The sequence below is a fragment of the Planococcus circulans genome (assembly GCF_020023385.1).
Lineage (GTDB): Bacteria > Bacillota > Bacilli > Bacillales_A > Planococcaceae > Planococcus.
Map to the genome: position 1 here is coordinate 242,161 of NZ_JAIQCL010000001.1, position 22,247 is coordinate 264,407.

Annotated in this window: 17 protein-coding genes; all 17 read right to left on the minus strand. The window is 46.2% G+C overall.

The features are described from left to right. Window positions 1-89: 89 nt before the first annotated feature. Window positions 90-1,151, minus strand: a complete 1,062-nt coding sequence (gene recA, locus K8U60_RS01300; RefSeq protein ID WP_223633119.1) for a recombinase RecA — start codon at window positions 1,149-1,151, stop codon at window positions 90-92. 175 nt (window positions 1,152-1,326) lie between these two features. Next, entirely contained in the window at window positions 1,327-2,580 is a 1,254-nt protein-coding gene (locus K8U60_RS01305; protein ID WP_223633122.1) for a competence/damage-inducible protein A, read from the minus strand. 24 nt (window positions 2,581-2,604) lie between these two features. Continuing rightward, entirely contained in the window at window positions 2,605-3,183 is a 579-nt protein-coding gene (gene pgsA, locus K8U60_RS01310; protein WP_223633125.1) for a CDP-diacylglycerol--glycerol-3-phosphate 3-phosphatidyltransferase, read from the minus strand. Window positions 3,184-3,232: 49 nt separating this feature from the next. Continuing rightward, window positions 3,233-4,102, minus strand: a complete 870-nt coding sequence (locus tag K8U60_RS01315; RefSeq protein WP_223633128.1) for a helix-turn-helix domain-containing protein — start codon at window positions 4,100-4,102, stop codon at window positions 3,233-3,235. A 17-nt stretch (window positions 4,103-4,119) separates the two neighbouring features. Then, window positions 4,120-4,920, minus strand: a complete 801-nt coding sequence (locus K8U60_RS01320; RefSeq protein ID WP_142826530.1) for a YmfK family protein — start codon at window positions 4,918-4,920, stop codon at window positions 4,120-4,122. 117 nt (window positions 4,921-5,037) lie between these two features. Then, window positions 5,038-5,757, minus strand: coding sequence for an elongation factor P 5-aminopentanone reductase (ymfI, locus tag K8U60_RS01325; RefSeq protein WP_223633131.1), 720 nt, complete (start codon window positions 5,755-5,757; stop codon window positions 5,038-5,040). After that, a complete protein-coding gene (gene yfmH, locus K8U60_RS01330; RefSeq protein WP_223633134.1) occupies window positions 5,754-7,055 on the minus strand; it encodes an EF-P 5-aminopentanol modification-associated protein YfmH in 1,302 nt (433 codons plus the stop codon). The genes ymfI and yfmH overlap by 4 nt, the downstream gene beginning before the upstream one ends. Continuing rightward, a complete protein-coding gene (gene yfmF / locus K8U60_RS01335) occupies window positions 7,048-8,322 on the minus strand; it encodes an EF-P 5-aminopentanol modification-associated protein YfmF (protein ID WP_223633138.1) in 1,275 nt (424 codons plus the stop codon). The genes yfmH and yfmF overlap by 8 nt, the downstream gene beginning before the upstream one ends. A 1,125-nt stretch (window positions 8,323-9,447) precedes the next feature. Beyond that, complete coding sequence (locus tag K8U60_RS01340) at window positions 9,448-10,407, minus strand: ABC transporter permease (protein ID WP_223633141.1); 960 nt, start codon at window positions 10,405-10,407, stop codon at window positions 9,448-9,450. Window position 10,408: 1 nt separating this feature from the next. Next, complete coding sequence (locus tag K8U60_RS01345) at window positions 10,409-11,458, minus strand: ABC transporter permease (protein WP_223633144.1); 1,050 nt, start codon at window positions 11,456-11,458, stop codon at window positions 10,409-10,411. Next, window positions 11,448-13,007: an ABC transporter ATP-binding protein gene (locus K8U60_RS01350; RefSeq protein WP_223633147.1), complete on the minus strand. Its 1,560-nt coding sequence runs from the start codon at window positions 13,005-13,007 to the stop codon at window positions 11,448-11,450. The genes K8U60_RS01345 and K8U60_RS01350 overlap by 11 nt, the downstream gene beginning before the upstream one ends. A 164-nt stretch (window positions 13,008-13,171) precedes the next feature. Then, window positions 13,172-14,245 (minus strand): BMP family lipoprotein, encoded by a 1,074-nt coding sequence (locus tag K8U60_RS01355; RefSeq protein ID WP_223633150.1) that lies wholly within the window; start codon window positions 14,243-14,245, stop codon window positions 13,172-13,174. 47 nt (window positions 14,246-14,292) lie between these two features. Then, the gene (locus K8U60_RS01360) at window positions 14,293-15,021 is read right to left on the minus strand and encodes a GntR family transcriptional regulator (protein WP_223633153.1); all 729 of its coding nucleotides are present in this window, start codon (window positions 15,019-15,021) and stop codon (window positions 14,293-14,295) included. A gap of 175 nt (window positions 15,022-15,196) precedes the next feature. Further along, complete coding sequence (locus K8U60_RS01365; RefSeq protein WP_223633156.1) at window positions 15,197-17,527, minus strand: FtsK/SpoIIIE family DNA translocase; 2,331 nt, start codon at window positions 17,525-17,527, stop codon at window positions 15,197-15,199. Between the two features lie 78 nt (window positions 17,528-17,605). Beyond that, window positions 17,606-19,273 (minus strand): ribonuclease J, encoded by a 1,668-nt coding sequence (locus K8U60_RS01370; RefSeq protein ID WP_223633158.1) that lies wholly within the window; start codon window positions 19,271-19,273, stop codon window positions 17,606-17,608. 128 nt (window positions 19,274-19,401) lie between these two features. Next, window positions 19,402-20,439, minus strand: a complete 1,038-nt coding sequence (locus K8U60_RS01375) for an aspartate-semialdehyde dehydrogenase (RefSeq protein ID WP_223634849.1) — start codon at window positions 20,437-20,439, stop codon at window positions 19,402-19,404. A gap of 554 nt (window positions 20,440-20,993) precedes the next feature. Continuing rightward, a complete protein-coding gene (locus tag K8U60_RS01380; RefSeq protein WP_223633175.1) occupies window positions 20,994-22,220 on the minus strand; it encodes a M16 family metallopeptidase in 1,227 nt (408 codons plus the stop codon). Between the last annotated feature and the right edge of the window lie 27 nt (window positions 22,221-22,247).

The following is a 22,247-nucleotide window of genomic DNA, read 5'->3' on the forward strand; positions in this document are numbered from 1 at the left end:
CGAACTTCCCCATCCCTTAAACCAGAATCACCACAGAAAAGCCGCAAAGCTTCTGCTTAGCGACTTTTCCTTACTTATGATGAGGAACCTTATTTATCGTCTTCGTCAATCAAAAGATTGAATTCTTCAGGCTCTTCCTTGCTGCCTGCAATTGTATAAGATGCAGCTGCCATCCCATAAGACTCACGGATTTTTCCTGAAATCTCATTGCGGACTTCCGGATTGTTTAAGAGGAATTGCTTCACATTTTCACGGCCTTGACCGATTCGTTCTTCATTGTACGAATACCATGAACCACTCTTTTGAATGATTTCCAGTTCAGAACCGATATCGACGATTTCACCTTCACGAGAAATCCCTTTTCCGTACATAATATCAACTTCAGCTGTACGGAACGGTGGTGCTACTTTATTTTTAACCACTTTAATTTTTGTTCGGTTACCAATGATATCAGTACCGGATTTCAATGCTTCGGCACGGCGCACTTCCAAGCGTACAGATGAATAGAATTTCAACGCACGGCCACCGGGAGTTGTCTCTGGGTTACCGAACATAACACCGATCTTTTCACGGATCTGGTTGATGAATATGACAATCGTGTTTGATTTATTGATGACACCTGACAATTTACGCAAAGCTTGCGACATCAAACGTGCCTGCAATCCCATATGTGAATCGCCCATTTCGCCTTCAATTTCCGCTTTTGGCACCAATGCTGCAACAGAGTCGACAACCACAATATCAACTGCTCCGCTTCGGACAAGCGCTTCAGCGATTTCCAATGCCTGCTCACCTGTATCTGGCTGAGACAAAAGCAATTCATCGATATTAACACCCAAATTTTTTGCGTATACTGGATCCAACGCATGCTCTGCGTCGATAAATGCGGCTGTCCCACCAGTTGCCTGAACTTCTGCAATCGCATGAAGAGAGACAGTTGTTTTACCCGAACTTTCAGGACCGTATATCTCGATTACGCGCCCACGCGGATATCCGCCTATTCCTAGCGCTGTATCCAATGCCAATGAACCACTGGAAACAGATGATATATTACGGTCGGTTTTTTCCCCCAATTTCATGACAGAACCTTTACCGAATTGCTTTTCTATTTGTTTTAACGCCATGTCTAATGCTGCTTTACGATCGCTCAAAAGAAATCCTCCTCTAAATGAAAACCTAATTTTCTACCTGTTTCTAGTATACTAGCTTATTGAGAAATATACAAGAAAAAAGCGAACGTTTATTCGCTTTTGTTTTTTCAAAACGAATTTTTAAACGCCCTATTAATGGCATTCCCCATTTTTGGGTATGAAAAAACACGCAAAATTAAATTTTGCGTGCATCTTCATCAGTTAAAGTCCGGATCACGTAATGCAACGCCAATTTGACGGCACGCAAACGATTGGTATTGCGCATTCCTGACAACTGGAGACGATAAGATTGAGATCCTTCATCCGCAGCAATTCCGATCCATACAGTCCCTGCCGGCTGATCGCCATGAGCATCGGGACCTGCTGCACCTGTCAATGAAACGCTGATATCAGTTTTGAACTTATCCTTCACAGCTTCTGCCATCGCCAGTGCTGTTTGTTCACTGACCACTCCATACTCCGCCAGTAACTCAGAAGACAGGCCAAGCTGATGAACCTTCATTTCCTCGTTATAGGTAATGACACCACCTGCCAGAACGGCGCTTGCTCCTGGAACAGAAGCCAGTTCAGACTGAAACAGGCCAGCTGTCAAACTTTCCGCTGCTGAAATCGTTTTGCCTTGTTCTTTTAACAGCTCAATCGTTTTGGAAGCCAAGGAATCATTGTCATAGCCATAAAGATAATCGCCTACTAAACCCAAAATTTCGTCTTTGGCGCCATTGATCAATTGCCAAGCTTCTTCTGTCGTATTGGTTTTAGCTGTAATGCGCAGCGTCACTTCGCCATCAGCAGCCAAAGGGGCGATGGTTGGATTGGTCTGCTTGTCGAGAATATGGTGCAGCCGGTCTTCAAGCTCCGCTTCGCCAATACCGTAAAAACGCAAAACGTGCGAAAGGATGACATCCGCTTTATTCAATAAATGTGCCAGTTTCGGTTTCGCCTCAAATTGGAACATCGGCTCCATTTCTTTTGGCGGACCGGGCAGCAGTATGTAGACACGTTCATCTTTTTTATACATCATACCCGGGGCCATTCCATTATGGTTGACGAGGACATCACTGTTTTTCAGCACTAGTGCCTGTTTTTTATTGTTTTCAGTCATCGGACGTCCTGCGCGCTCAAAAAAAGCGACAATCGAATCCAGTGCTTCCTGGTTACTTTCAAGTGTCGTATCCAGATGGCGAGCAATGGATTCTTTCGTCAAATCGTCTTTTGTCGGCCCTAGCCCTCCAGTGAACAGGATCAAGTCAGCACGGCTTTCCGCAATCGTTATCGCACCCTCCAGTCGGTCGGCATTGTCTCCCACCACAGTATGGTAGTAAACATTGATGCCAAGCTCTGCCAAGTGATTGGATAGAAAACGGGCATTCGTATTTGTGATCTGTCCTAATAATAGTTCCGAACCTACCGCAATGATTTCTGCGTTCATTTGTTCAATCCCCTTTGTAAAAGCCTATTTTGAAGCCATTAATGCGCGGCGATTGGCATAGAAATAATCCCATCCAGACCAAACTGTAAAGATTAAGGCAATGTAGAGCATAATTTCGCCGAACGGCAATCCAACAAGAGTGAAAATAGTATTATGCAGCAACAATGCAGCAATCGCTAAAATTTGTGCAGTGGTCTTGATTTTGCCAAGGCCTCCGGCAGCAACGACTTCCCCTTCGCCTGCAAGCACTAAACGCAAGCCGGTAACCGCAAATTCACGGCTGATGATGATGATGACGATCCATGATGCTGCAAAGCCAAGCTCCACTAAAATAATTAATGCAGCTGAAACCAAGAGCTTATCAGCCAATGGATCTAAAAATTTCCCGAATGTTGTAACCAGATTGTATTTGCGGGCATAGTAACCATCGACCCAATCCGTCAAGGAAGCAAAGATAAAAATAAGTCCTCCGACAAAATGGGTGACAGGCATATCAGCTCCGAAAAGCCTCATTGTCCCCCAGTCAAAGCCGGCTAGCATGATCACCATAAATACTGGTATCAATAAAATCCTCGAAATGGTGATCTGATTTGGTATGTTCATTATTGTTTCTCCTTTCAAACTTTCAAGAAAAATAGCCATCCAAAGATGGCTATTCGGCGTCCGTAAATTGAATAACGATATTTTGGGGTTGAAGCTGTTGTGTATACTCGATCGGTTCACCATTCAACGTCAGTGCAATATTCGAATAGTCACCGATGCGCAAACGAACGGTTTCCACTTCCGATAAATCAATTGTTTCAGTTTCTTCGGCTTGCATAACACGCGCTTCAGAAGTCAGCTCGTTTTGGTTCTCGTCTGTGGCCGCAATCCAGGATGGACCGCTCGCAGCTATTTCAAGCTGACGCTCTGCGGGGCCCTGCCATGAAAAAGTCGTTGTTTCTCCTTGCGTCTCTTCTACAGACAGAACGGCTTCTGGTTCTGCAGGTTCTTCTGCAGGCTCCTCCACCGGTTCTTCTGCAGCTTCTTCTTCCCTGGGTTCCGGCACAGAAACAACAGGTTCTTCATACGGAACGCCATCTTCTTCCTCCACCGGAGTATTTGCCGTATCGATGTTTGTCGAGGCACTGTAAAAATACCAGGCGACAGCAAGAATCAGCACAATAAACAAGGCGACCAGAACTTTAGGGATAAATTCGGCATACGCTTCATTCGGAGCAGTTCTACTTACCGACCGGCTTCTGGAAGTTAGAGTACTCGGCATTTGTTTTTGAGCAGCAGGTTCGTTAGCCGGCATTTCAGTTTTGTACTGATCCAGTAATTCCTCGCCATTCAGCCCAACCGCTGCAGCGTACTGCTTGATAAAAGCGCGCACATAGAACGCTCCGGGCATCATGCTGTGGTTGCCATCTTCTATACCAGCCAAATACCGCTTCTGTATCTTAGTCAAGTCCTGTAAATCTTCCAAACTATATCCTTTGGCGATTCTGGCCTGTTTCAGCCGAGCACCCAACTCACTCAAAACGATCACCTGCCTACTTAGAAGTTGAATCCGTCTCCAAACATATCCCCTTGTGATTTTTCATCCATGAAAGTATTTTTTTCGAGCACTTCATAGGTGATTTTCTCTTCCGGATGGTGGCGTAATTCAATAATATAATCAAAATCATCAATACTGTACTCAGATTGCTCTACAAACTTATCGGGATGCTCCACAACTTTGATCGTTGGCATGCGCATCATCTCCCGCACCAATTGCATATGCCGTTCATCTGCCGAGCGGCGTGTAACGATGCCATCCAGGATGAAGATGTTGTTGGCATTGTGTTCGTCTCCCATCAACTGGTTGCGGACAGTCTGCTTGATCATCGTTGAGGACAGGAAAATCCATTTTTTATTGGCACTGACGCTTGCCGCTACAATCGATTCGGTTTTGCCGACACGTGGCATGCCTCTTAATCCAACAAGTTTATGGCCTTCCTGCTTAAAGATTTCTGCCATAAAATCAACAAGCAGACCCAATTCGTCCCGCACAAAGCGGAAGGTTTTGCGATCGTCAGCATCCCGCTGAATATACCGGCCATGCCGAACTGCCAGTATATCGCGCAGCTTCGGTTCACGGAACTTCGTCACGGCAATCGTTTCAATTGTTGAAAGGATCTGTTCAAAACGCTCCAGCTGGACATCGTGTTCTGCCCGCAGCAGCATTCCGCGTCGGCCCTGGTCCACGCCATTGATGGTCACGATGTTCACCCGCAGCATTCCCAGCAGAGAAGCGATATCGCCAAGCAGGCCCGGACGGTTGACTTGAATTTCGTATTCGAAATACCATTCTTTCATACACTATCCGACCTTTCTCCATAAGGGTTCCCTATAGGAATCTCTAGTTAATATGATAGCTGATTTGCCGCTGTTGGAAAAGGGGCATATAGATAGAGGAAAAGCTCTAAAATCCCCTTACATCAGCCATCCACCATTGATACGCAGTGTTTGGCCTGTCATATAGTCCGCTTTTCCACCGACCAGAAAATCGACAGCATCAGCTATATCTTGAGGAGTTCCCAGTCCTAATGGAATTTCCTCTTCGATTTCCTGCAGCTCTTCTGCAGAAAAGGAAGCATTCATCTTTGTCCGTATAAATCCAGGTGCTATGGCGTTTACACGCGTTCCTGACGGTGCCATCTCCTTGGCATAGGCTTTGGCAAACGCCAACTGGGCACCTTTGACAGCCGAATACATGGTCTCCATGGAAGCCCCGGTCTCGCCCCATATAGAAGAAATAAAGACAACATAAGACTTCTGATGACGATGAAAAAATGGGGATATTGACCGGATTGCTGAAATCGGATTTTTCACATGCACGCGCCACAACGCTTCCATCTCCTGCTCTGTTGTGTCAATCAGCATCTTCAGCAGCGATTGGCCACTGGCAACGACGATGCAACTTGCATCGTAAACATTTTCAGCAAGCCGCTGCGCTCCTGCTTCATCGGTAAAATCAGCCTGCACAGAGATGAATTCCTGCGCAGGGTATTGTTTCGCCAATTGCTGCGCAAGCGCCTCTGCCGGATTGGTGTTCCAGTGGAGGTAGAGGGACCAGCCGCTCTCCGCCAACTGCAATGCGATGCTTTCGCCAATCTCTCCCGAAGCCCCTAACAGGACAGCAAACCGTTTCACTGTGCATCCTTTGCCGGAGGCATGATGGTAAAGACGGATTGTTGGGATTCGTGGCTCACTAATGCAAATGCATTTTGCAGATCGGCCACTTCCAGACTTTCCAAAACAGGTACAACATCAAACAAATTCATTTCATTAAACGCATAATGAGTAAACTGGTTGGCGATATATTCCGGAGAATTCAACGCTCTCAGGAAAAAGCCGATTTTCTTGCGGCGGACCCGGTCAAGGTCTTCCTGTCCAAAAGGCCATTTTTCAATCGCATTTTGCAGTGTGTGTTTGATTTCCTTTATCAGGATTTCCGGTTTGTGGGTATCAGAGCCGATCAAAGCGTAACCAAAACCACTTTCCAGTGAATAGTCAAACGAATAGGATTCGTCGATCCAATCGTTTTCATAGGCGTGGTGATAAAAGTCAGATGTCCGGCCGAACAGTAATTCATAAGCCAATTGAGCAGCCAATTCATGCTTCAGCATATCCGGTCCGATCAGATCCAATTTCTCCGGTTTTACACCGTAGAACACTTTAGGCTTCTGGACACTCATTTCCAGCACGCGTTCCTTGATTGCTACTTCCTTGGGCTCATCAGGGTAAATGCGCTTGATTTCTGTCGGTTCCTCAAATGTTTTCTGTGCCTGGTCTTCCTTCACCAATTTCATCATTTGGTCCGGATCGACGTTGCCGACGATGAATAAAACCATGTTGGACGGATGGTAGAAGGTGTTGTAGCACGTATATAAGTGTTCTGCTGTAATGTCCTGGATCGACTCTACCGTTCCCGCAATATCGATTTTCACTGGATGGTTTTCATAGAGATTTTCAATGATGCCGAAATACAGACGCCAATCCGGCTGGTCGTCATACATGGTGATTTCCTGCGCAATGATGCCTTTTTCCTTCTCGACGGTCTTTTCCGTGAAATAAGGGCTTTGGACAAAATCCAATAAGGTTTTAACGTTTTTATCGATTTCACCAGTTGCTGAGAATAAATAGGCCGTCCGCGTAAACGAAGTAAAGGCGTTTGCAGAAGCTCCCTGTTTGCTGAACTCCTGGAAAACATCCCCTTCTTCTTTTTCAAACATTTTATGCTCTAAAAAATGGGCGATGCCATCCGGTACTTTAATTGGTTCGGTTTCGCCTTGAGGCACAAAATGGTTATCGATCGAACCGTATTTGGTCGTGAAGGTCGCAAACGTTTTAGAAAATCCTTTTTTCGGCAAAATGTATACGTTCAGGCCATTGTCCAGCTTTTCATGAAAAAGCGTTTCTTCCAATTGGTCAAATTCAACTTTATGCATCTTTTTCGTCCTCCTTGCCTGATAGGAAATACGTCATTTCCAAAGACAGCTTCTGAGCTACAGCCGCAATGTCTTGTTTCGTCACATTTTTCCATCTGTTGATCATGAATTCGGGTTCAAATGAATCAGTCAATTCCATGTACTGGTCATAGATATCGATCTGGCCGCGAGCTGAATCCAAAGCTTCTTTTAGTTGATTCGTCAATAACGCTTTTGTCTGGTCAAGTTCGATATCGGAAATATTCCCTTTTTTGACTTCTTCCAATTGTTCCAAAATCAAGGCCACAGCTTTTTCTTCCAATTTCGAATCGATGCCAGCCAATACAAACATCAAACCGAATTGCGAAGCAAAAGAACTGGACACATAGTAGGCCATGCTTTCTTTTTCACGGATGTTCACAAACAGCTTCGAATGTGCGTAACCGCCAAAAACCCCATTCATCAACTGCATGACCGGGAATTTTTCGTCGCGGAATGTAATCGGTGTAAAGAATGCCATATGCAGCTTGCCTTGCTTCATGTCTTCGTATTCAAGGACATGTGATTGCGCAGGTTTAACCAATTCCAGTGGAGGCGCGGCAATTGCCTTTTCCCGATCTTTGAAGTGGAAGAAATCGCGGATATGTGAAGCGATCATCTCTGGCTTTACATCGCCCACTGCATAGATTTCAATTTCATTTTGTGTCAGCATTTCTTTGTATTCCGCAACCAATTGTTCATTGGTGACGTTTTCTACATCTTCAATTGTGCCGTTTGATGTAATGGAAGCCGGATGGTTGGGCAAGGCCAATTCCATCATACGCTGCTGGGCATAACGTGTTTTCTCATCAAAAACCGATTCGATACGCTGCACAATGGCATTTTTTTCCCGCACAAATATAGACTCTTTAAATAAACCATGTTCAAAATTAGGTTTGAACAGGACGATATACATCAAATTCAGCACTTTTTCAAGAACGCCTTTTTCCGAAAGATACTGATCATTCACCGTTTCAACATTCAATGTCACCACATGTTCATTGCCCCGTTTTGAAGAATCTATGTATAGAGACGTTCCATACAGGTCATCCAGTACCATACGGAGCGCAGTATGCGAAGGATATACCTCATTGCTATGCTGCAGTACGTTTGCCAGAATCGAGCGTGCTGACGCTTTTTCTTTGGTCAGTCTATCTTTGAATTTAATTGAAAAATTTATCGTTTTAAACTGTGTCGTTTCATTAACATGTACATTAACACCTTTGGCGATGTTGATTGTTTCAAACATTTGGAATCCCCTCTCGTCGTTCATGTACTAACTATACCGAACTTTTTCCGTTAATTGCAAATAAAGAAAAGCGAGAGCGGCCCGTTTAGATTTGACGGGTATAAGATGCATTGGCGAAGTGGCGCATTTTGCCACATAGCCAGGGGGGGTTATGACCCTAGAATCTGGCCGCTGGAGCTGGACATAAAGAAAAGCGCAGGTGCCCGTTTTAGTCCCGACAAGCGCTGGAGGGCTTTCCGGTAATGGCGTTTTTTTGCCATTGGCGGAAAGTCCGAAGCGACCTCGAGGGACTGGGCACCGGAGCTGGACAATAGAAAAGCGAAAGCGGCCTGTTAAGCTCCGAAAGGCATAAGACGCACTGGCGAAGTGGCGTTCTTTGCCACGCAGCCAGGGAGGCTTATGACCCGAGGAGCTGGCCGCTGCAGCTGGACAACAGAAAAGCGAAAGCGATCGTCTAGCCCCGACAGGCATAAGACACTCTGGCTGTGCGGCATTTCTTCAGCCGCATTGCCAGAGAAACTTATGACCCCGAGGGGCTGTTCGCTGCAGCTGGACAACAGAAAAGCGAAAGCGATCGTCTAGCCCCGACAGGCATAAGACACTCTGGCTGTGCGGCATTTCTTCAGCCGCATTGCCAGAGAAACTTATGACCCCGAGGGGCTGTTCGCTGCAGCTGGACAACAGAAAAGCGAAAGCGATCGTCTAGCCCCGACAGGCATAAGACACTCTGGCTGTGCGGCATTTCTTCAGCCGCATTGCCAGAGAAACTTATGACCCCGAGGGGCTGTTCGCTGCAGCTGGACAACAGAAAAGCGAAAGCGATCGTCTAGCCCCGACAGGCATAAGACACTCTGGCTGTGCGGCATTTCTTCAGCCGCATTGCCAGAGAAACTTATGACCCCGAGGGGCTGTTCGCTGCAGCTGGACAACAGAAAAGCGAAAGCGATCGTCTAGCCCCGACAGGCATAAGACACTCTGGCTGTGCGGCATTTCTTCAGCCGCATTGCCAGAGAAACTTATGACCCCGAGGGGCTGTTCGCTGCAGCTGGACAACAGAAAAGCGAATGCCCCCACTCCCTTATGCAAACAAAAAGAGCCGTCGCAATGACGGCTCTTTCAAATAGCTTATCGTTGTCCTTTGATATATGGTTTTCCGTTTGCCAGCGGTGCATTTGCACGTCCAATAAATCCGGCGAGTGCAAAGATCGTCAAAACGTAAGGCAAAATCAATAGGAAAACGTTCGGAATCTCTTGGATATAAGGGATGGATGATCCGACGATACTCAAGGATTGTGCAAATCCGAAGAATAAGGCGGCTCCCATGGCGCCAAGCGGATGCCACTTACCAAAAATCATTGCTGCCAGCGCCATGAAGCCCTGGCCGTTGATTGTGGCATGCCCAAAATCATTGGTGATGGTCTGTGCATAGATCGCACCGCCGATTCCCGCTAACGCCCCGGAAATCATAACTGCGATATAACGCATTCTCGTTACGTTGATCCCCATCGTATCTGCAGCCATCGGGTGCTCACCTACAGCACGCAGGCGCAAGCCGAACGGCGTTTTGTAGATGATGAACCATGCTACAAAGGCAATGGCAATCGCGAAGAACGATGTGTTGTAAACAGAGGTGAAAAATAAAGGACCGATAACCGGTATGTCCGAAAGGAACGGAACATTGTAGCGCGAAAAGCGCTCGGTGATAAAATCTGTCTGCCCTTTGTCAAAAATTCTTTTCACCAGGTATAAAGATAGCGCAATCGCCAATAAGTTGATGGCAACACCGGATACCACCTGATCTGCACGGAATGAAATGGATGCAACAGCATGCAGTAAAGATAACAGCAATGCCGCAACCATAGCCGCGATCAATGATATCCAAGGAGTGGCTGCGCCGAAAGTATCGGCATACAATAAGTTGAACAAAATTCCGACAAATGCACCGATGACCATCAGCCCTTCAAGGCCGATGTTGACGACTCCCGATCTTTCCGAGAACACGCCGCCGATGGCTACCAAAATAAGGGGTGCAGCATAGAATATGGCTGAAGGAATGATGAAGTATAGGACGTCAAGGAAACTCATATTACTTCGCCTCCTTCTTCTTAGCTGAAGCACGGAGCAGCAGCAAGCGAATGATGTAGCCTGAAGCTACAAAAAAGATAATAACTGCTATAACGATTTCAACAATCTCGATTGGAATACCCGCAGCGTTCGGCATGTTCAAAGCTCCATATTTCAAGGAACCGAACAAAGTAGCACCGAAGATGACACCCAGCGGCGTATTCATGCCAAGCAAGGCAACCGCGATCCCGTCAAACCCAATTCCGGTGAATCCGCCTTTGGAAGAAACGTATTCAAACGTTCCAAGCGCTTCCATCGCGCCACCCAATCCGGCGAACGCACCTGAAATGACCATGGCGAGAATGATGTTTTTATTGACGTTCATGCCTGCATATTGCGAGGCGTTCTGGTTGAAGCCAACAGCTTTCAGCTCAAATCCAAGCGTTGTTTTCTCCAGGATGAACCACATAACACCGACCATGACCAAAGCAATGATGATTCCAAAATGCAGACGCGAAAATTCCGTCAAGTTCTCCAAGAACTCTGAGCGCAGGGAAGCACTTGCAAAAATGCTTTCTGTGCGGTCTCCGCCGTCAGAAACGGTCCGGATCAACGCATTCGTTACATGCAAAGCGATATAGTTCATCATGATGGTGACAATTACTTCATGAACATGGAATTTCGCTTTCAAAAGGCCTGGTACAAAGCCCCACAAAGCTCCCGCTACCGCTGCTGCGATAATGGCTAAAGGCAAGTGGATGATTTTCGGCAATTCGACAGCTACTCCGACATACGCCGCAGCAAACCAGCCGACAATCAATTGCCCTTCCACCCCGATATTGAAAAGACCTGAACGGAACGCAAAAGCAACCGCTAGACCAGCTAATAAATAAGGGGTGATTTGGCGAATCGTTTCGCCAATCGTATACATGTCTCCAAAAATCCCGTTCCAAAGAGCAGCATAGCCTTCCACTGGACTATATCCACTGACCAGCATGATGACTGCACCGACCAATAGCCCTAAAATAACGGAAATGATGGGGACCAGAAGATTTGTCGCTCTATTCGACATGCTGATCCTCACCCTTCTTTGTCAAATCCTGTGTTTTTTTGTTGTCTGTGTGACCCGCCATCAGCAAGCCCAATTGCTGTTCGCTGGTGGTTTCCGGTGTCACGATATCCACAATTTCACCATCATGGATAACCGCAATGCGGTCTGAAACGTTCATGACTTCGTCCAGTTCAAAAGAAATCAGCAGGACGGCCTTTCCGTTGTCGCGCTGTTCAATCAAACGGCTGTGGATGAACTCGATGGCTCCGACATCCAAGCCTCTTGTCGGCAATGCCGCAATCAACAGATCTGGATCCCGGTCAACTTCTCTGCCGATGATGGCTTTTTGCTGATTGCCCCCCGATAGTGAACGAGCCAATTCTCCTGGGCCTTGCGTCCGAACATCAAAATCTTTGATGATCTGTAATGCTTTTTCGTTTATTTTGTTGTAATCGATAATGCCAGATTTGGAAATTGGTTTTGTGTAATACGTTTGAAGGGAAATATTATGACCAACCGGAAAATCCAATACCAGGCCATGTTTATGGCGATCCTGTGGAATATGGCCAACTCCAGCTTCCGTCACTTTCCGAGGTTTCATATTGGTGACGTCTTTCCCATTTATAAAAATTGTGCCGCTCTTCACCTTACGGAGGCCGGTTATCGCCTCGATCAATTCGGATTGTCCGTTGCCATCAATTCCTGCAATTCCGACAATTTCACCTTTACGGACGTTCAAATTCAACCTTTTCACTTTCTCGATACCGCGGTAATCCTGGACCACCAGATCTTTAATATCCAAGATCTCTTCACCAGGGAATGCCTGTCCTTTAACCGTAGTGAATTCCACCTGGCGGCCGACCATCAATGACGCAAGGTCGTTCGGATTGGTTTCCGCTGTGATGACCGTGCCGATTCCCTGGCCTTTACGGATGACCGTCACCCGGTCAGAAACATCCATGATTTCCTTTAACTTATGCGTAATCAAAATAATGGACTTGCCTTCTGCAATCAACCGCTTCATGATTTGAATCAACTCTGTGATTTCCTGAGGGGTCAATGAAGCCGTCGGCTCGTCAAAAATCAAGATTTCAGCTCCACGGTACAAAGTCTTCAATATTTCGACACGCTGCTGCATCCCCACTGAAATGTCTTCAATGATGGCATAAGGATCAACATTCAATCCATACTGCTCAGACAGCGCCTGAACTTTTTTTGCAGCATCCTTTTTATTGGTGATACCGTACTTTGTTGGTTCACTGCCCAAAATGATGTTTTCAGTGACCGAAAAGTTTTCGACCAACATGAAATGCTGGTGAACCATCCCGATTCCAAGATCATTGGCAACATTCGGATTGGCAATATCGACTTTCTTGCCACGAACCCGGATTTCTCCGCCTTCTGGCTGGTACAAACCGAATAAGACGTTCATCAATGTCGATTTCCCTGCGCCATTTTCCCCTAATAATGCATGAATTTCTCCCTTTTGCAGTTGCAGTGTAATATTGTCGTTGGCGACAAATGTACCGAACTCTTTACGGATATTCAGCATTTCGATTACATACTCCACTATTGTCACTCCCCTAAGAACTGCTGACTTCTTGAAAATTAATTAATACAAGAAAGACTTCTGTTGCCAAAAGCCTTTCGTCTATTAATTTTCAGCCAATAGGCAAAAAAAAATCATAAAGACCGGTTAAACCGGTCCTTATGATGACCGTATTAGACTTGCTTTTACTCTACTGTTTCAGGAACAGTGATGTCGCCATCGATAACTTGTTGCTTGTATTCTTCGATTTGCGCCATCTTATCTTCAGGGATTGCTCCACGTGAATCTGCAAGGCCTACACCATCGTCAGATAAACCGTAAGTGATGGTTTCGCCGCCTGGGAATTCGCCTGCCATTGCCTGTTCAGAAATATTGATTACAGCTGTATCGACGCGCTTCAATACCGAAGTCAAGGTAACATTGGCATCGCCAGTTTGGCCTTCATCGTATTGGTCAGCATCGACACCGATAACCCAGATGTTTGCTTCCGGATCTGCTTCTTTACGTTCTTTTGCTTCAGTGAATACTCCGTTTCCAGTACCGCCTGCAGCGTGGAAAATGATATCCGCTCCAGCAGAGTACATACGGTTTGCAGTTGTTTTACCTAATTCCGCTTTATCAAAAGCCCCTGTGTATTGAACATCGACTTCAATTGAATCATCAACAGTCGCAACCCCTTCAAGGAATCCTGCTTCAAAACGCTCGATTACCGGAATTTCCATTCCGCCGACAAATCCGATTTTATTTGTTTCTGTCATTAGGGCTGCTGCTACACCCGCAAGGAATGCGCCTTCCTGCTCTTTAAACAGGACACTTGCAACGTTTGGAGCATCTACTACAGCATCAATGATCGCGATTTGAGCTTCAGGCTGCTGTTCAGCGATTTCAGCTACAGCACCTTCCATCAGGAATCCGATACCGAAAACAACATCAAAATCACGGCGAATCAAGTTGTTCAGGTTCGTGTTGTAATCCGCATCTGACGCAGATTGAAGGTAATCAAAGCCGCCATCGCCTTTTTCAAGGCCATTTTCTTCACCAAATTGCTGGATTCCTTCCCAAGCAGATTGGTTGAAGGATTTATCATCCACACCGCCGACATCTGTAACCATTGCAACAGAGAAATCAGAAGCTTCTTCTGTGCTTTCTCCCCCGCCAGTTTCGCCAGTTGACGTATCTTCTTCGCTTCCGCATGCAGCAAGCATAGTACCAGCAGCAAGAATCAATGATAAACCTAGACCAAATTTACGTTTTGTCAATGTAATAACCCCCAAGGTTTTTTTGATATTAGCAGGAATTTGATGTTTTACACGCGTTTGCGAACCACATGAAAGCTGAATTTATCAGCTCTGAAATAATTCTTTGAATAAAGCACCAATCGATCGTCTTCATCGTAATGGAGCTGTTTTAATACCAGTAATGCTGTTTCCGGTTCACATTCCAGGATTGGCGAAGCATCTTCATGATAGCCGGTCGGATCGATAAATGTCACCGCATAGGCAATATGAATATCCCCTGATTCTTCAATCGCTGTAAAAATGGAACTCTCCTTGCGCCCTAAAAAATCTGCAGGCAAATAATCTGAAGGCACCTTGTCGATACAGTAGACGACAGGCTCTCCGTTTGCCGTGCGGACGCGTTCAATAGTAATGACAGTATCATCGGCAGTGCAATGAAAGCGTTTTATATCTTCTTCAGACGAAAGGCTCTCCGACGTGCTCAAATAGATGGCACCGGGTTCCATTCCTGCCTGGCGGATCATGTCGGAAACGCTCGTCAATTGTTCAATTCCTGAAGAAAACAATGGTTTTGAGTTGACGAATGTCCCGACTCCGTGGCGTCTGACGATGATATTATCTTCTTCCAACAACCGAAGCGCTTCTCGTAAAGTCGCACGGCTGACTCCCAGTGTTTTCGATAATTCGAATTCGGACGGCAACTTCTCTTTTTCTTTGTAGACGCCCGCAGCAATATCCTGTTTCATCCGATCGATCACTTGAAGATACAAAGCACGATGATCCGATTTAATTGTCATACGATTCACCACCCATGACAGAGATCAGACATCTGATGTAAAACATTCCTACTAATCAAAATTACTATACCACTTATCAGAAATGAAATAAATAGCAATTTGTCGAATTTAGCGAATTTTCGTTTCTTAATAATCTAAAATACTAATCATTTTGTCACAAAAAAACCCCAATTACTCAATAATCTTCCTGCTTTGGAACTAAGACAGTCCGTGGCTTACTGCCTTCATAAGGTCCAACCACTCCACGCTGCTCCATTTGGTCTATAATCCGGGCAGCCCGCGAATAGCCCACACGGAAGCGGCGCTGCAGCATTGAAACGGATGCCGTCTGCATTTCTGTAACCAATTGCACAGCTTCATCATAAATTTCATCTGTCTCTTCATCAATTTTGGTTTCATCAATTTCGCTAGGAATCATGTCTTCCTGGTATTGCGCTTTCTGCTGTTCGATTACAAAATCGACAATTTTTTCGACCTCTGAGTCGGAAAGGAATGCCCCTTGGACACGAACCGGTTTCGATTGGCCAGCTCCGAGGAACAACATATCCCCGCGGCCCAGTAATTTCTCAGCACCGCCCATATCCAGGATTGTCCGTGAATCGATGGATGACGATACGGCAAAGGAGATACGGGATGGGATATTGGCTTTGATGACGCCTGTAATGACGTTGACACTTGGACGCTGTGTAGCGATGATCAAATGGATTCCAGCTGCACGGGCCATCTGTGCCAAGCGTGTAATGGCATCTTCGACTTCGTTGGAAGCGACCATCATCAAATCAGCCAATTCATCGACGATCACGACGATAAATGGCAGTTTAGGGTGCTTGTCTTCATTTTCTTCATTGAAGACGCGCACGTACTCGTTATAGCCTTCGATATTGCGCGTTCCGGTATGTGAAAACAACTCATATCTTCTTTCCATTTCCGAAACGATCTTCTTCAAAGCCTGTGCCGCTTTGCGCGGATCGGTTACAACCGGCGCCAGTAGATGCGGAATGCCGTTATAGACATTCAGTTCGACCATTTTCGGGTCGATCATCATCATTTTCACTTCATGCGGTTTGGCGCGCATGATGATGCTGGTGATGATGCCGTTGATGCAAACCGATTTCCCGCTGCCTGTCGAACCGGCAACCAGCAAATGCGGCATTTTGTTCAGTTCTGTCATCACTGCCTGGCCAGTCACATCTCTGCCCAGAGCAAATAGCAGCTTGGCATCCGGCCGGTTGTTTTCTTCTGATTCCAGTACTTCACGCAAACTGACGATGGAAACTTCCGTGTTGGGAACTTCGATGCCGATTGCTGACTTCCCTGGAATCGGTGCTTCAATGCGAATATCACGTGCTGCCAATGCCAGTGCCAAGTCGTCGTGCAGGCTGACAATTTTACTCACTTTGACACCGGTATCCGGCAGGACTTCATATTTGGTGACAGCTGGGCCTAAATGGACCTGCGTCACTTTTGCTCGAACTCCAAAGCTTTGGAAGGTTTTTTCAAGCTTTTTGGCATTTTTCTGTATGCCTGAATACTCTCCGCTTTGGTCGTGATGCGGCGGCAGCGTCAATAGGCTGAGCGGAGGCAATTGGTATTCTTCATTCTCCAGCTCTTCTGCAGTCGACATCAATTGGATTTCTCCCGTTTCAGCTTCAGCGACAGGTTCCGGTTTGGCTTCTGCCTGCTTCGGTTTGACGTTTTCAGTAAACGCAGAAATAATCGGCTCTTCCTGCTTCGGCCGGTACAGTAAATCTTCTTCTTCATCTTCCTGTTCATAAGCCAATGACTCATTAATTTCCAGCACTTGCTCAGGTTCCGACTTCTTGCGGGGAGCGCGCAACTTTTTCGGCTGCTCCCGTTGAAAGCGGCTCCTAAGCGAGTCGATTGCCGGACGTGCACTTGGTATTTTTTCAGCAATAAAAGGTGCTGCCGCTTTTCCAGTCAAGATAATCGCGCCAATGGACAGCAGGATGATTGCGACGACCCACGTACCGGCCGTATCGAACAAAACATGCAATAACGAATACAGAAAGGCACCAATGATGCCGCCTCCCGTAGCCAAATACGTGCTCCAGATCGTACCGGTCATCTGCGTATGGCGAATCGTCTCAGAAATGACATTGGACGAAGTGATCGGCAAAATGGAACCTGCTGCCCAAATTAAATGACAGATCAATAAGATCCCAATCAATACAAAGCTCGAGCCGATTGCCACTTTCGCCCTTGGTTTCGGCCAAGCCCGCTTGACCATCACGAAGATGGCTACGCAGATGAGTGTCAAGGGAATCAGAAAGGCCATATAGCCCGCTGTAAATTCCGCTATATTGTAGAACATCTTGCCAATGACACCCAGTTGGAACACCATCAATACGGATATTCCCAATAATACCAAGCCGATCACTTCATATGCGAGCATCGGCATCGGTTGCCTTTTCTTATTTTTTGGTTTTGTTTTTGCTTTTGTTCTCGCTTTGGGTTTTGCCTTCGTAGTTGTACGAGCCCTGGTCATAGCTATCCCTCATTTCTTCCATAATCGAAAAAGGATTCCCTCCGAATAACTCGGTATGGAAATCCTTTTGCATTTTTCTTAGTATTCCATAATAATCGGGATAATCATTGGACGGCGCTTTGTCTGTTGGAACAGGTAGGAATTCAATGTATCGCGAATTTCCTGTTTGATGTTGTTCCATTCGAATGCGTCTCTGGTTACATATTTTTCAACGACCTTGCGGACAAGTCTCGTGGATTCATCCATCAATTCTTCTGATTCACGGACGTATACAAACCCGCGCGAAATCATTTCAGGACCGGAAGCGATTTTCTTCTCTTTACGGTTGAGCGTAACAACGACGATGAAAATTCCATCCTGTGACAATAATTTACGGTCACGCAAGACGATATTTCCTACATCCCCGATGCCAATTCCATCAATCAGGACGTTGCCGGCTGTTACACGTCCGCTCATCCGGACCTTGCCGCCTTTGTATTCTACGATATCACCTTTATCAGCAATAAAGATTTCAGACTTGTGCAAGCCGACTTGTTGAGCCAACTTAGAGTGGGCAATCAGCATTTTGTATTCGCCTTGAATTGGGATGAAATACTTTGGTTTCATCATGTTCAGCATCATTTTCAAGTCTTCCTGGCTGCCGTGGCCCGAAACGTGGACTTTTTTGCTTGAAGTCAAAACGTTCGCTCCTGCTTTTGCCAGTTTGTTCATCGTTTGGAACATTGGAACTTCCATACCGGGTGATGGTGTGAATGTAATCAATACGGTGTCGGTTTCTTTGATTTTAACATCTTTATGCTGCTTGCGGACCATTTTGTCGAGTGCCTCAAGCGGTTCCCCTTGGTTACCCGTAACAATGATGACCACTTCGTCATCGCGGTAGTTTTCCAAATCTTTCAGCGAAATGACGGTATCCTCGTGAACAGTCAAGTAGCCAAGGCGCAAGCCGACTTCGTAGCTGCTCTCCAAGCTTCTACCGGCTACAGCGACTTTTTTGCCTGTCGCTGTTGCAATATCAAATACCTGTTGGATACGAATAAAGTTTGATGAATACAGGGATACTAATACACGGCCTTCTGCAGCAATGAATGCTGACAGAATGTGGTCAGCAACCACAATTTCAGATGTCGTATAGCCAGGACGTTCAGCTTCAGTGGAGTCAGACAACAGCATCAGGACGCCATCTTCCCCTAATTTCGCCATTTTCGCGATATCAGGTTTATAGCTTCCTTTAGCTGATTGATCGAACTTAAATTCTCCTGTATGCACGATAGCGCCTTCTGATGTGTGGAAGACGATCCCAAGTGCGTCAGGAATACTGTGTGTTGTATGGAAGAACGTCACATGGGTCTTATCGAAGTTCATGCGGCTCTTATTGGTTACTTCAAAGAATTTGACATGCTTCAAAGAACCTTGTTCTTTAATATGCTCTTTGGCTAACGCAATCGTCAATTTCGATCCGTAAACCGGAGCCTGGATCTTTTTCAATAAATAAGCGATTGAACCGATCGCATCTTCGTGTCCGTGCGTCAAAAAGATTCCTTTGACGCGGTCTTTGTTTTCTTCCAGGAAGGTCATATCCGGAATGACGATATCGACGCCCAGCATCTCATCTTCCGGGAACATCAATCCGCTGTCTACAACAAACAGATCTTCATCGATTTCTACTACATACATAGCTTTGCCGATTTCGCCGACGCCGCCTAATGGTATTACTCTTATTACTTCATTTTTAATTTTACTCAATTTATTTCCTCCTAAAATTCACCCGTACACATCCATAGAATTCATTATACGGGAATCACCGGAAACAGTCCAAAGAAAAAAATAAACCGGCGCAATGGCCGGTTCATTTCTACGATTGCTGTAAGGGATTAAATGATGTTTTCTTCAATCAAAGCTTCTGCAATCTGAACCGAATTCAACGCCGCGCCTTTAACCAGGTTATCCGAAACCACCCATAGGTGGAAGCCGTTCGGATTGTCCAGATCCTGACGAATACGCCCGACAAATACCTCATCCAGACCCGCTGTCATTAAAGGCATTGGATAAACCTGATTTGACGGATCATCCATCAGTTCAACGCCTGGTGCATCCACCATCGCCTTTTTCACCTGTTCGACAGTCGCAGTCCCTGCGAGTTCCACGTAGACCGACTCCGAATGCCCTGTGACCACTGGAAGGCGTACACAGGTGGCTGCTACTGCCAAAGAATCATCGTGCATGATTTTTTTGGTTTCATTGATCATCTTCATTTCCTCGAATGTATAGCCATTGTCAGTGAATTGATCGATTTGCGGAATGACGTTGAACGCAATCGGGTAATGGCGTTCAGCGGATTTGACGGGCAGCATCTTCGCCTCGGCTGATTTTGCATGGTCAAAGTTGCCCGCCTGTTCTTTTAGCTCATTGATGGCATCAATGCCTGCTCCTGAAACGGCCTGATAAGTGGAGACCACGACTTTCGTTAAACCGAATTGCTCTTTTAGCGGCTGCAAGGCGCAGACCATCTGGATGGTCGAACAATTCGGGTTGGCGATGATTCCTTTGTGGAGGCCAAGATCACTTTTGTTCACTTCAGGTACAACCAATGGCACTTCTTTGTCCATGCGGAAGGCACTGGTATTATCGATGACGACTGCACCCCGTTTAACGGCTTCAGGCGCGAATTTTTCTGAAACGCTGCCACCTGCACTGAACAAGGCGATGTCGATGCCTTCAAAAGACTCCGGCTTCGCTTCTTGGACAGTGTATGTCTTGCCGTTGAATTCAATTTCTTTACCGGCAGAGCGGCTTGAAGATAAAAAGACGATTTCTTTTACGGGGAAATTCCGCTTCTCCAACTGCTCCATCATTTGTTGGCCGACTGCCCCTGTTGCTCCCATAATCGCTACGTTGAATGTTTTCACAATATTCGCTCCTTCTATGATGATTTGAATTATTGTAACATAATTTAGTCAATTAAAGGAACGAAATCACAAAAAAGCTTCCCTAAACTAGGGAAGCTTGAGCTTGTAGACAAAAGAATATTGATGTCATTTAAAGAAAGAATACACATTTCATTATGTTTATACCGGATCCTGCGCTTCAGGCGGACGCTTTCCGCGGACTCGCGCCGAACTAACTCGGACTGGCGCCCGAGTGGATTTCGGCACTTCGTCGCTTCGCTGCTCCCGCAGGAGTCGCCGCCTTGCGCTTCGGATCCTTGAGTGAAGGATCTACCAGATTTGTAGAGACGACATTTCCTGATATTGACTAGCAAGCTTCTCTCTTTGATTGAAGCAACACGCTTCCAAGCGGGCTGGCCACGAAGACTCCTGTGGGACAGCGAAAGCTGAAGACCCCGCAGGAACGCAGTGACGAGGTGGCTGAAGCTGAGCCCACGGAACGCGAAGTGACCGGACCGGTTGGGGATTATGCACCGCTATACATTTTGCTCAGACTTTGTTTACAGTCTGAAGCTTCCCTAAACTAGGGAAGCTTCTTTCGGACGGATGATGGATACTGCTGGCGACTCTACCAGAATCTCCAATAACGCGACTACTTTTTCAAGTGACACCTGATCGATCTGCGTCAGCACTTCGTCATAAGTCTGGTGCTTGCCGAGCAGCAACTCGTGTCTGCCGTTGCGGCTCATCCGTGCACTGGTACTCTCAAGCCCAAGCATCAAACTGCCCTTCAATTGCTCTTTGGAATCGGTGATTTCTTCTTCAGTGATGCCGCCATTCTTCAATTCCTTCAGCAAGCTCATGATCACCTGCTGCATTTCAGCCATCTGCTCATCTGAAGTTCCCCCGTATATCGCCAGCGTTCCGTGATCGGAATACGCCGAATGATAAGAGAAAACCGAATAGGCCAATCCACGTTGTTCCCGGATTTCCTGGAACAGCCTCGAAGACATGGACCCACCGATAATATTGTTCAAAACAGTAACATTGTAAATATCCGGATCATTCAAAGACAGGCCTGGAAATCCAAGGCATAAGTGGCCTTGTTCAGTCTCTTTGTTCTTCAATGAGTAGCCCGCCGTAAAGACAGGCAGTTGATATTTTTTAGGGCTCTCTTTTTTCTCAAAATGACCGAATAACGCTTCTATTTCTTCCAAGAGCGCCGGTGTGATATTGCCAGCCACCGACACAACCGTGTTTGCCGGTGTGTAATGCTGATTCATGTATTCACGGATCTTCTCGGGCGTAAAGCTCGCAAGGGTTTCAGCGGTCCCTAGTATCGGGGCGCCGATTGAATTTTGCGGATACATGACGCGCCAGAGCTGTTCATGCACATCATCATCTGGCATATCTTCTGTCATGCTGATTTCCTCCAGGATAACTTGGCGTTCTTTATCGAATTCCACAGGATCCATCTGCGAATTGAAGAGCATATCAGCCAACACTGCTACTGCATGCTCTGCATGATGATCCAGAACCTTTGCATAGTAGCAGGTGTATTCTTTTGATGTATATGCATTGATATCGCCGCCGATGCGGTCGAATTCCCGGGCGATTTCTTTGGCAGTCCGTGAATCCGTCCCTTTGAACAGCATATGTTCGATAAAATGGGTGATGCCGTTTTCTTCCGGCAATTCATCCCGGGAGCCATTATTGACAAAGACCCCTACCGCAACGGAATGAAAATGGGGAATGTGTTCGGAAACGATGCGCAATCCATTTTTGCAAGTCTGTGTGGTCACCATGTGCATGTTCCTCCTTATAGTAAAAAA

What these genes read in the sequence shown, in the direction of transcription:
- K8U60_RS01305 (WP_223633122.1), bottom strand. Translation starts at nt 2,580, where the DNA reads ATGAACGCAGAAATCATTGCGGTAGGTTCGGAACTATTATTAGGACAG.
- pgsA (WP_223633125.1), bottom strand. Translation starts at nt 3,183, where the DNA reads ATGAACATACCAAATCAGATCACCATTTCGAGGATTTTATTGATACCA.
- K8U60_RS01320 (WP_142826530.1), bottom strand. Translation starts at nt 4,920, where the DNA reads ATGAAAGAATGGTATTTCGAATACGAAATTCAAGTCAACCGTCCGGGC.
- yfmH (WP_223633134.1), bottom strand. Translation starts at nt 7,055, where the DNA reads ATGCATAAAGTTGAATTTGACCAATTGGAAGAAACGCTTTTTCATGAA.
- yfmF (WP_223633138.1), bottom strand. Translation starts at nt 8,322, where the DNA reads ATGTTTGAAACAATCAACATCGCCAAAGGTGTTAATGTACATGTTAAT.
- K8U60_RS01340 (WP_223633141.1), bottom strand. Translation starts at nt 10,407, where the DNA reads ATGAGTTTCCTTGACGTCCTATACTTCATCATTCCTTCAGCCATATTC.
- K8U60_RS01345 (WP_223633144.1), bottom strand. Translation starts at nt 11,458, where the DNA reads ATGTCGAATAGAGCGACAAATCTTCTGGTCCCCATCATTTCCGTTATT.
- K8U60_RS01360 (WP_223633153.1), bottom strand. Translation starts at nt 15,021, where the DNA reads ATGACAATTAAATCGGATCATCGTGCTTTGTATCTTCAAGTGATCGAT.
- K8U60_RS01365 (WP_223633156.1), bottom strand. Translation starts at nt 17,527, where the DNA reads ATGACCAGGGCTCGTACAACTACGAAGGCAAAACCCAAAGCGAGAACA.
- K8U60_RS01380 (WP_223633175.1), bottom strand. Translation starts at nt 22,220, where the DNA reads ATGGTGACCACACAGACTTGCAAAAATGGATTGCGCATCGTTTCCGAA.